7 protein-coding genes are annotated in these 12124 nt (G+C 36.8%); 4 read left to right on the top strand and 3 right to left on the bottom strand.

Translation table 11 applies throughout. The annotated features are described in order from the left end of the window. Positions 1-12 precede the first annotated feature (12 nt). Positions 13-525, bottom strand: coding sequence for a methylated-DNA--[protein]-cysteine S-methyltransferase (locus MCY_RS03630; RefSeq protein WP_007347018.1), 513 nt, complete (start codon positions 523-525; stop codon positions 13-15). Positions 526-1249: 724 nt separating this feature from the next. Between MCY_RS03630 and carB the strand changes: the two genes are divergently transcribed. From carB to MCY_RS03615, 3 genes are all read left to right on the top strand, one after another. Further along, positions 1250-4735, top strand: a complete 3486-nt coding sequence (carB, locus tag MCY_RS03625; RefSeq protein ID WP_007347017.1) for a carbamoyl-phosphate synthase large subunit — start codon at positions 1250-1252, stop codon at positions 4733-4735. A 245-nt stretch (positions 4736-4980) separates the two neighbouring features. Next, the gene (locus MCY_RS03620) at positions 4981-5190 is read left to right on the top strand and encodes a cold-shock protein (protein ID WP_007347016.1); all 210 of its coding nucleotides are present in this window, start codon (positions 4981-4983) and stop codon (positions 5188-5190) included. A 321-nt stretch (positions 5191-5511) separates the two neighbouring features. Beyond that, a complete protein-coding gene (locus tag MCY_RS03615) occupies positions 5512-6714 on the top strand; it encodes a pyridoxal phosphate-dependent aminotransferase (RefSeq protein ID WP_007347015.1) in 1203 nt (400 codons plus the stop codon). 916 nt (positions 6715-7630) lie between these two features. Here the strand turns inward: MCY_RS03615 and MCY_RS03610 are convergent. Both MCY_RS03610 and trxB read right to left on the bottom strand, forming a co-directional pair. Then, positions 7631-8536, bottom strand: a complete 906-nt coding sequence (locus MCY_RS03610) for a LysR family transcriptional regulator (RefSeq protein WP_007347014.1) — start codon at positions 8534-8536, stop codon at positions 7631-7633. A gap of 42 nt (positions 8537-8578) precedes the next feature. Then, entirely contained in the window at positions 8579-9535 is a 957-nt protein-coding gene (trxB, locus tag MCY_RS03605) for a thioredoxin-disulfide reductase (protein ID WP_007347013.1), read from the bottom strand. A 296-nt stretch (positions 9536-9831) separates the two neighbouring features. Here trxB and MCY_RS03600 point away from each other — a divergent pair, with 296 nt between their 5' ends. Beyond that, positions 9832-11226, top strand: coding sequence for a TrkH family potassium uptake protein (locus MCY_RS03600; protein ID WP_007347012.1), 1395 nt, complete (start codon positions 9832-9834; stop codon positions 11224-11226). Positions 11227-12124 lie beyond the last annotated feature (898 nt).

Below are 12124 nucleotides of genomic sequence, written 5' to 3'. Positions count from 1 at the left end.
TAATTCTCCTCATTATTGTTCTCGTTGTAACAAAATCTGTTTTCGTTCGATCCCCCAGCGATACCCTGAAATGAAACCATCTTTACGCACTACACGATGACAAGGAATGATAATAGCCAGTTCGTTATGCGCACACGCATTAGCAACGGCACGAAAAGCTTTTGGCATACCAATACGGCATGCTAATATCTCATATGAAATTGTTTCACCACATGGTATGGTACATAATACCGCCCATACTTTTTGTTGAAAAACTGTACCATTTATGTCTAAGGGAAAAGTATATTTTTTTATCAACTTAGGAGTTTCTATCATAGCGATAATATGAGCAACTTCTCTCTTAAATGTATTATCACCCACAACTTGTTGTGCATTACCAAAGTGTACCGTGAACTCCTGTAATAATTGCTCTGCGGTGTCTCCTAACGCTATATAACAAATCCCTTTTGGGGACTTAGCCACCAAAAGCTTTCCTATGGATACATCTTTCAAGCAGAATATTCTTGTTTGAGAAATGTTCAGCATTTTAACTTCCTTTATATTTTAAAAAAGTTTTGAACATCATACATAAAGTCAAGGAAGAGTATTTTACCACTATCTTTCAACACCAAATAAGTTCATCTTTGAAATTATCTCCTTAGCCACATTATATTAGAATACACTCTCACCCTTCATGGAATGGAAAAATACATAGATTGACTTTCTTTCTAACCTAAAGAATCAAACCTTCGATCAAAACTGATTTGTAAACAATCTAGCTTCTTGTTTTGCATATCCTAGCCGCAACTATTTCATATAATTCATTCCACAAGCTCTACAGACAAATCTGTACTGAATTTTATCACATACTCTAACAAAAACGCCTAATGCATAATTTTTATGCCCTATATCATCGCTCTAAACGATAATATTATACGGAACAATAAGATAAGCTTCCCATTTCATTTGGCAAAACTCCATCGAACCATAAATCATAAATAATGATTTATCTTTTATTCTCTACAGTATGCCTGAATATTCTCTTTTTTGAGAGAATTATTATTTTTTATCAAAGGTCGTAGTTTTAATATACTTATAAGATGTCTCAACCAAGAAAAGAAATTTATCTTCAACTTTATAAAAAAAGCATGGAAAAGGTATTTTAGTACTTACTTTCTTTGTCACTTAACTTATAAAGTGATTGTAGCCTCGAAACTGAAATATTTTGCCTGCCACAATCGTGCACAAATCTTTGTCATAGGAAAAAGCCATGCCCAAACGCACAGATATAAAATCTATTCTTATCATCGGAGCAGGACCTATTATCATTGGTCAGGCATGTGAATTTGACTATTCAGGCACACAAGCCTGTAAAGCACTAAAAGAAGAAGGTTACCGAATTATTCTGGTAAATTCTAATCCTGCCACGATCATGACAGATCCAGATCTAGCGGATGCAACTTATATAGAGCCCATTACTCCTGAGATCGTTGCCAAAATTATTGCCCATGAACGTCCCGATGCCCTTTTACCCACTATGGGAGGACAAACAGCCCTCAACACCGCTTTATCATTAAAACGTATGGGAGTTTTAGACCGTTATAACGTTGAAATGATAGGAGCTAATGCCGATGCTATTGATAAAGCAGAAGATCGTGCTTTATTTCGCCAAGCAATGGCAAAAATCGGTTTGGAAACACCACGTTCGATGTTAGCCAATGCAACAGAATTGAAAGAAAAAAATCGCCAACAGCACGCCAAAATGCGTGCTGAACTTAAAGCAAAACTTTCTGGCACTGCGCTTGACAAAGCACTCGAAGAACTTGAGCGAAACTGGCGGCATACTGAAGCTGATCGCAAACAACATTATATCGCCCATGCAACAGCAAAAGCAGTTCAAGCTCTTGATGTTATTGGACTTCCGGCCATTATTCGTCCTTCATTCACCCTTGGTGGGACTGGTGGTGGAATCGCTTACAATCGCTCTGAATTCTATGAAATTATTGAATGTGGGCTTGAAGCTTCTCCTACAACAGAAGTATTGATTGAGGAAAGTGTTTTAGGGTGGAAAGAATATGAGATGGAAGTTGTTCGTGATAAAAACGACAACTGTATCATTGTTTGTTCTATTGAAAACGTTGATCCGATGGGGATTCACACTGGTGATTCGATCACCGTCGCTCCAGCTCTTACCTTAACCGATAAAGAATATCAATGTATGCGCAATGCTTCGATTGCTGTCTTGCGTGAAATTGGCGTTGAAACGGGAGGATCTAATGTACAATTTGCTGTTAATCCTGAAAATGGTCGCCTTATTGTTATTGAAATGAATCCACGTGTTTCCCGCTCTTCAGCCCTTGCCTCAAAAGCAACAGGTTTTCCCATTGCCAAAATAGCGGCTAAACTGGCTGTTGGTTACACACTTGATGAATTAAAAAATGATATTACAGGAGGAGCAACACCAGCATCATTTGAGCCTTCTATTGACTATATTGTGACAAAAATTCCTCGTTTTGCCTTCGAAAAATTTCCAGGTTCATCACCTATCCTCACAACTGCGATGAAATCTGTAGGAGAGATCATGGCAATTGGACGCACTTTTCAAGAATCGTTGCAAAAAGCACTCCGTGGACTTGAAACAGGGCTTACTGGTCTTGATGAAATTGTAATTCCTGAACATGCTGAAGGTGATGAAAAAAATTCTATATGCTCAGCCATTGCAATACCAAGCCCTGATCGGCTACGCTACATTGCTCAGGCCATGCGCATAGGTTTACCTTTAAATGAAATTTACCAAATTAGTAAAATTGACCCATGGTTTTTAGAACAAATAGCCTCCATCATTAAAATGGAACAACGTATCCGCATTCATGGATTACCCGAAGATGCAGATAACTTGCGTATGTTAAAAGCCATGGGCTTTTCAGATGCACGATTAGCCGCTCTTATCGGACAAGAACCCGATGACGTTACAGCTTTGCGCAAATCACTGAATGTTAGACATGTTTTTAAACGAATTGATACCTGTGCCGCTGAATTTTCTTCTCCTACAGCCTATATGTATTCAACATATGAAGTTCCCTTTGCAGGTGTAGAACACTCAGAAGCATCCGTTTCTAACCGCAAGAAAATTGCTATTTTAGGCGGTGGACCAAACCGCATTGGACAAGGTATTGAATTTGATTACTGTTGCTGCCACGCTGCTTTTGCACTGCGTGACGCAGGCTTTGAGACTATCATGATTAATTGCAATCCCGAAACGGTTTCAACCGACTATGACACCTCTGATCGCCTTTACTTTGAATCTTTGACAACAGAAGATGTTATCGCTATTTTAGAAGCAGAACAGGAAAAAGGCGAATTGGTTGGAGCCATCGTTCAATTTGGCGGCCAGACTCCATTGAAATTGGCAAGCGCTCTAGAAAAACACAACATCCCCATCCTAGGCACTTCACCTGATGCCATCGATTTAGCAGAAGATAGGGATCGCTTTCAGAAACTGTTATTTAAACTTAATTTAACACAACCTCAAAATGGTATTGCCCATTCCATCGAACAAGCACACCTCATTGCTCATGAACTAGGCTTCCCATTGGTTGTACGCCCTTCTTATGTTTTAGGAGGACGTGCTATGCAAATTATCCGTGATGAGCGTAGCTTACAAAATTATTTACTTGAAAGTGTTCCTGAATTAATTTCAGAAGGTATCAAAGCCCGTTATCCTAACGATAAGACAGGACAAATCAATATATTGCTTGGTAAAAATCCACTTCTCTTCGACACCTATCTAACAGAAGCAATAGAAGTAGATGTTGATTGTCTATGTGATGGTAAAGATACACTGGTTGTTGGTATTATGGAACATATTGAAGAAGCTGGTATCCACTCTGGTGATTCAGCATGTTCTTTACCAGTCCATACGCTCTCAAATAAAGTAGTGGCTGAATTAGAACGTCAAACCAAGGAACTAGCACAAGCACTTCATGTTCGTGGCTTAATAAATGTACAGTATGCCATTAAAAATGACACCATTTATGTCTTAGAAGTTAATCCCCGTGCGTCACGTACTGTTCCATTTGTTGCAAAAACGATTGGGCGTCCTATTGCTAAAATGGCTGCACGTATTATGGCTGGAGAAACGCTTAATGATGCTCTTCAAGCTTATGGTGGATTACCTTCTTCACCGGAAAAAAAACATATTGCTGTTAAGGAAGCAGTGTTTCCTTTTGCTCGTTTTTCAGGTGTTGATACACTTCTTGGTCCAGAAATGCGCTCAACCGGTGAAGTTATGGGACTTGACTATGAATTTTCGCTTGCTTTTGCTAAAGCCCAACTGGGAGCTGGTGTAAAACTCCCCAAGGAGGGAACTTTGTTCGTTTCTGTAAGAGATGAAGACAAAAAACGCATCTTAAACCCTGTAAAACGTTTAACTGAACTTGGTTTTTCTGTTGTTGCCACAAGTGGAACACAAAAATTTCTTACTGAAAATAAGATTGGAGCAAAAAAAATCAACAAAGTTTTAGAGGGACATCCTCATATTGAAGATGCTATTCGTAATCGCCAGATTCAATTGATTTTTAACACAACTAGTACTGCCAGCGCCATTTCAGACTCCAAATCATTACGTTATGCAGCACTAATGCAAAATGTTCCCTATTATACAACAATAGCTGGAGCCGAAGCCGTCGTAGAAGCAATCAAAGCTCTCAAACAAAGGCCTCTTGAAGTACGTTCACTACAAAGTTATTTCAGTTGAATTTTTTGCTATACAGCAAAATATATGCTGTTTTCTGATTTTTCCTTTATATAAAAAACAATTAAAGCTTGCTTTTTGTTATAAAAACTTCTATAAGGGTTCTGTCGAATTTTCGGTTACGTGACTTTCTTTCCTGTGCAATCTGCACTTTTGACGAGACTTCTCCCACCCAATTTCGATCTATAGCCGTATTGGAGAATGGAAGCTTCAATACTCAAATAATTATATATTCTAAGGAGTTTCCTATGTCTACAGGAACAGTTAAGTGGTTTAATACAACAAAAGGTTTCGGATTTATTCAGCCTAGTGATGGTAGTGCAGATGTATTTGTACACATTTCCGCTGTTGAACGTTCTGGTCTAAGTAGTCTTAATGAAGGGCAAAAAATTTCTTATGATGTGCTTCAAGATCGTCGTTCAGGAAAATTTGCTGCTAGCAATCTTGCTGCCCTTTAAAGTTTAAATTCTGCAATATTTTATTTAAAAAACTTCGTCTGAAACGACGAAGTTTTCTTTGTTTTGTATAAAGCATAATTTTATCTTGTTAAAATCAGAAACTGCTTGTTTCCTTTGTACAATTTATCAAATATCCTTTAATTTTCCCTCTAAAATTTTCATTAAATCTAAGAGGAGACTACCTTAAAAAATTTCAAAAAAGAAGAATGTAAAGCCCGTGTAAGGATATTTGGAAAGTTTTTTATTGCATACGATATAATCTCTTATAGAATATCCTTAAAGCAATGATCATTTGTTGATATAATATAAGGATTTTAAATTATGGCTTTTATTGCCGACAAGTTGTCTCGGATCAAACCTTCTGCAACAATTGCTGCTTCCCAAAAGGCCCGCCATTTAAAAGCATTGGGACGCAATGTTATTGCTTTAAGTGCTGGAGAACCGGACTTTGATACCCCAGAAAACATCAAAAACGCCGCTATTGAGGCTATTCGGAGAGGAGAAACAAAATATCCTCCTATATCTGGAATTCCAGAATTGCGCCAAGCAATTTCCGCAAAGTTTAAAAGAGAGAACAACCTTCTCTATCAACCAGAACAAATTATTGTTGGTACCGGTGGAAAGCAAATTCTCTTTAATGCATTCATGGCAACTTTGAATAAAGGAGAGGAAGTTATCATTCCATCCCCTTATTGGGTTAGTTATCCAGAAATGGTCGCTCTTAATGATGGTATACCTGTCTTTTTAGAAACAAAAGCTGAATTTTCTTATAAACTCCAACCACAAGAGCTAGAAGCTGCTATTACCTCTAAAACCAAATGGTTCATTTTTAACTCTCCTTCAAATCCCTCAGGTGCCGCTTATACACATAATGAATTAAAAAAACTTACAGATGTTTTAGTAAAATATCCTCATGTTTATATCCTCTCCGATGATATATATGAACATCTCACCTATGAAGGTTTTACCTTTGTTACTCCAGCTCAAGTAGAGCCAGCACTTTATGAGCGTACACTCACAATGAATGGTGTTTCTAAAGCCTATGCGATGACGGGGTGGAGAATCGGTTATGCAGGCGGTCCACAGGAACTCATTAAAGCTATGGATACCATTCAGGGTCAGCAAACATCTGGCACAAGTGTTATTTCACAATGGGCTGCTGTTGAAGCACTCAACGGACCACAAGACTTTATTGCTAAAAATAAAAGTATTTTTCAAGCACGCCGTGATCTCGTTGTTTCCATGCTAAATCAAACTTCTGGCATTCACTGTCCAACGCCTGAAGGTGCTTTTTATGTTTATCCTTCTTGCGCAGGACTTATTGGTAAGAGAACACCTAACGGCCAATGTATTACGAATGATGAAGACTTTGCCATAGCGCTTCTGGAAACAGAAGCTGTTGCTGTCGTTCAAGGGTCTGCTTTTGGACTTGGATCAGCTTTTCGTATTTCTTATGCAGTATCAGAAAAATTACTTGAAGAAGCTTGCTCACGTATCCAGCGCTTTTGCCACAGTTTAATTTAAAGTTTTTAACATCATCTCTTGTGATCGTTTTTTACTAAACGTTAGTATACCCGAGAAAATTGACTTCTTCTTTACCCTAAAATGAAGAAGAAACTGCCTCTTGTCGCTGTATAAATAGTCTAATCTCTCTTGGTACCCCTAACTAATAACCACTTGATTTGCGTCATAGGCTTTATGAATCCCTGCCCTGAACATCCATCTCATACTCTCTAATAAAGAGTACTTCATGTATAAAAATTTTTATATCTTATATCATGTCCCTAAAGATAATATTTTTATGGCACAACAAAATAAATCTCTTTCAAATCCCTCACTGAACTTTAGTATACTTAAAAAATTTTTATATCAATAAGTTGTCAAATCCTTTTCTCATCATCTTCCTATGTATTACAATTTCTAAGAACTCTATCAGAAATAAAAAAAAAGCCGGACAAACGCCCGGCAAACTTGGAAAATCCTCAGAGATAAAATCAATCTGACAGACCTTCGTAAGGGAACACTCAAGAAAATGCAATGGGAGGCAACATAATCGAGAGATAGTATTTTATGTCATTTTATAAGAAGAAGTACAATAAAGACTTAAGCGTACCTGCTATGCAATAAACACATAGCTTTAAGTTGCCCCTCAATCGTGTACTGCTCTTTTTAATTAAATATAAAGATGTCAGGTACACCATCATATAACTGTCTAATTTTCAATATTGTGACAACCTTTACATTTGAAAATATTCATACACAATATTTTATTCCTTTCTTCAAAAGTGTTTAACCCACATGAACTCTCTCCACTTGTAATAGGCAGAAAATTATTTTAATTGATTCAATAGAGGAAAATTTGAAATGAGAGAATATTACGGGAGTCTCTCATTTAAGTTGCAAGACAATTAATTATTCCTTATAAATTAAGTCATTAACGCTAAAAAGACCACTGACGAGCTTTCAAAAAAATATAATCCCGAAAAGCATTCAGTTTTGCCAAATTCTTTAAATTATAGGGATAACAAAAAAAAGTATCAAAAGAAGGAATATCAACCATATCAGGAAAAAGACGTACCAATCGCTCATCATTATTGACGATATAATCGGGCAGTACGGCAATACCAAGATCACGCATAAGTGCATTCTTAATTGAGATGATATTGTTTATTTGTAAGACAGAAATGCGCAACGATCCATCACTTCTACCAGCCTTTTCTAACCAATTTAAACCAGCTAAATAAGGTGGAACAGGTTCACCGAATGAAATAATACGGTGATCATCGAGATCAGATAATTTTTCTGGTTTTCCACAGTTTGCAATATACTTTTCCGAAGCATAAACATGCATATGAATTGTAAATAATTTTCTTTGTATAAGATCAGGCTGCTGAGGTTGATGTAAGCGAACCGCACAATCTGCATGACACATTGTCAAATCAAGCTCTTCATCGGAAAGCAAAAGCTGAACCTGCATATCAGGATAAAGACTAAGAAATTCTGGCATACGCTCTGCAATCCACCCTGCACCCATCCCAAAAGTCGAGGTCACACGTAAGTGCCCTGTTGGTTTTGCATAGCTTTCACTTAATTCTAACCGTACACTTTCAAGCTTCATCAAAACATCATGAGCTGTACGATAAAGAATTTTTCCCTGTTCTGTAAGGATCAAACCACGCGCATGACGCTGAAATAAGGATACCCCAACCTCCTGTTCTAAAGCCGAGACCTGTCGTGAAACAGCTGATTGGGATAAATGCAGTTGTTGTGCAGCATGCGTAAAAGATCCCGCTTCTGCTGCAGTGTGAAAAACCCTTAACTTATCCCAATCCAACGGTGGCGACACAATTAATTGTACCTCTAAATTTTCTATGTTCTCAATGAGTTACTAACGCTTAAATCTATCCAAAAATCGTTCTGCTTCCAACGCTGCCATACATCCCCTTCCCGCGGCTGTTACAGCTTGGCGAAATGTTTCATCTGTTACATCCCCTGCAGCAAAAACACCAGCAATGCTTGTTGCGGTTGAGTCCGGTGCTGTCCATAAATAGCCGCCTCGTTTTTGTTTCAGTTGTCCCTCAAACAGAGAAACAGCTGGATCATGCCCAATAGCAATAAATATACCCTCTGCATTCATTTTCATCTCGTGACCTGTTTTAACATTTTTCAGACGTGCCCCTGTTACAATAGCCCCCTTTGTTCCCTGAGCTGGCATCCCCACAATTTCTTCAACCACATGATCCCAAATAACATGTACATTATTACAAGCCAGCAACCTATCTTGCAAAATTTTCTCTGCCCGAAACTGCCCCCGTCGATGAACTACGCTTACACTCTTTGCTACATGCGATAAATAAAGCGCTTCTTCAACAGCCGTATTTCCCCCGCCGACAACAATAACATCCTTATCACGATAAAAAAAGCCATCACATGTCGCACAAGCAGAAACACCACCGCCCATAAAGGTCTGTTCACTTTCCAAACCAAGCCAGCGTGCTTGAGCTCCCGTTGCAATAATTAATGCATCACAAGAATATTGTGTTCCTGAATCCCCATATAAGATAAAAGGATACTTCAATAAATCAGCTTTTGTAATCGTATCATAGACAATTTTTGTTCCCATATTCTCAGCTTGCTTTGCCATTTGTTCCATCAACCATGGTCCTTGAATGGGATCAGCAAAACCTGGATAATTTTCAACATCAGTTGTAATTGTCAATTGTCCTCCCTGCTGCAAACCCGTCACTAAAACCGGCTTGAGCATTGCTCTTGCTGCATAGACTGCTGCTGTATAACCAGCAGGACCTGAACCAATAATAAGCAAGCGAATATGCGATTGTACCATTAAATCCCCTTCACTTTTTATGATTTAATTATTTTATAACGTTATAATAACATGTAACATTTTAAAAAAATATTTTTCAACAACCTAAATTATGTTGTATATATATATATATATATATTTCTTTTTGAATCTGAAAGGATTTAATTACCGATTTATCAAAGCGCACTTAGTGTAAAAATTAATCTTTATCCTATAAAGTGGAAAATATAATAAAAAGAAATCAAAGATAGGGAACGATCATTTTTCAATTTATTATCAATGTCTGTGCACGTTTCGCGTTAATCATGGGAGGGGCGATGCTTTTGCCAATTTTGGTGGATTTGCACGATAACAACCCTAATTGGGTGACCTTCCTCTATTCTTGTGCCATAATCACTATTTTAGCAATCTTAATTCTTTTAGCAACCAAGGGAGCTACTTGTCGTTTTTCAGCACGGCTTGGCTTTATGCTCACTGTATGTCTTTGGCTTACAGGAAGCGTTGTGGGTGCTTTGCCTCTTTATCTTTCCCCTCTACCTATTTCACTAGCAGGAGCTATTTTTGAATCTGTTTCTGGAATTACAACAACGGGCTCTACAGTCCTTTCTGATCTTGATAATTTATCGCGAAGTATTTTGTTATGGCGTTCTATCATATGCTGGATTGGAGGCATTGGTTTTATCGGTTTAGCCCTCTTGCTTTTGCCTTCACTGCGCGTGGGGGGCGTGCGACTTTTTCATATGGAATCATCTGATAAATCTGAAAAAATATTGCCTCGCATCAATCAAATTGCTAATGGAATTATCATAGCTTATGTTGGACTCACATTGGCTTGTATGCTTTCTTATTTTGCCACCGGCATGAATTTATTTGATGCTATTAACCATGCAATGAGTACAGTAGCAACTGCTGGTTTTTCAACTCATGACGCTTCTTTTGGCTATTTTTCCGATACGCCAGCCATTTTAATTATATCAACAATCTTTATGCTGCTTTCTGCTTTACCTTTCGTGCTTTATGTTAAATTAGTACTTCCTGGACACTCAAAACGCTTTCTTGATCCACAAGCAATTGTTTTTCTTCATATCGTTCTCTTTTTCAGCTTTGCTTTAGCAGCGTGGCTACAGTTTCATGATCATCGTGCTTTCCACTTGGTTTTTCTTGATGTCATTTTTCACCTTTCATCCATTATTAGTACCACAGGTTACAGCGCTGAAGATTATCAACTTTGGGGGCCGTTTGCACTTGGAATTTTCTTTATTGTTTCTTTTACAGGCGGATGTGCTGGCTCTACTTCTGGGGGCATGAAAATCAATCGCCTCATTATTCTTTGGCGTATTACACAAAAAAATATAGAAAAACTTCTTTCTCCTAATGTCGTTGTAAAGGCTCGCTATGATCATTCAAATATATCAAACGATGTTGCTCAAGCCGTTTTATTTTTTGTATGTCTTTATATGTTCTGCCTTGTCATCGGCACTGCACTTTTGCTTACAACTGGTCTTGACTTTACCACTGCCTTTACAGGAGTCCTAACCGCGCTTTCAAATGTTGGTCCAGGCTTTGGAAATATTATTGGTCCCATTGGTAATTTCTCTAAAATCAATGATAATGCTTTATGGATTTTAAGTTTTTTGATGTTAGCTGGACGTCTTGAAATCATAACGATTTTTGTCCTTTTTATTCCCGCTTTCTGGCGTGAACAATTTTAATACATAGTATTTTATTTTATCATGATAAAAAATATGAACAATAAGCGTAATAACACTTAACCTTCACTCAATCGACTAAAGATTTTCTAAAATATCAAACAATTTATCATATAAATGATTATATAAATTGACATAAAAATAACTCTGTAAGAATAATCAAGTATCAAGAGATTTCACTACCATAACATAGAACACTTTAGTTTATTAATCTTCTTTATCAAATAAAAAATGAGCACATAGAATGTCCCTTTTCATGCATAATCTCCCCATAAAAAGCACGAAATCGGATTGTCCTCATCATTTTACTTAAAATAATAAAGTGCAAGCTGGTACCACAAATTAAGATGCAAGCTAACATCAGCATATTACTTTTCTGCTGTTAATATTGTAACAGCCTGCATTGCAGACAATTTATAAAAGGCCTCTTTACACCTTATCTTCAATAATTTTTATCCACCACATGCCCTCTCTCAATTATGACGGGCAAGAATATAGTTTTTATAGTTTTCATTGATTTAATATAAACAGAATTGATATGAAAGAATTACACGATAATCCAATATCTTATTCAAATTACAAATATAAATTATCTATATAATATCAATATCTTAATCTTAGAACATATTTTATTATGAATTGCTATTATTGAAAACATACATGACTATTTTATCTGTGAAAATACTATAAACATCTTCAAAAATATACTCTCATGAAAAGAATACCGTTATAATCTTTTAAGATAAGAAAACATTTTTTGTTGTATATTTTTCTTATGAAAATATAATAATATTAGCATAACACCCTTGAGATGGTGGTTAAATCTCTTAACTTTAAAAAATTAAAACATTATTTTCTTATATTAAAAATATTACTGAAGTAAAACATGATAAATCTTTTG

The organism is Bartonella rattimassiliensis 15908, from assembly GCF_000278215.1.
Taxonomy (GTDB): Bacteria; Pseudomonadota; Alphaproteobacteria; order Rhizobiales; family Rhizobiaceae; genus Bartonella; species Bartonella rattimassiliensis.
Note: the sequence above shows the minus strand (reverse complement) of the source record. Positions and strands in the feature narration are given on the sequence as shown.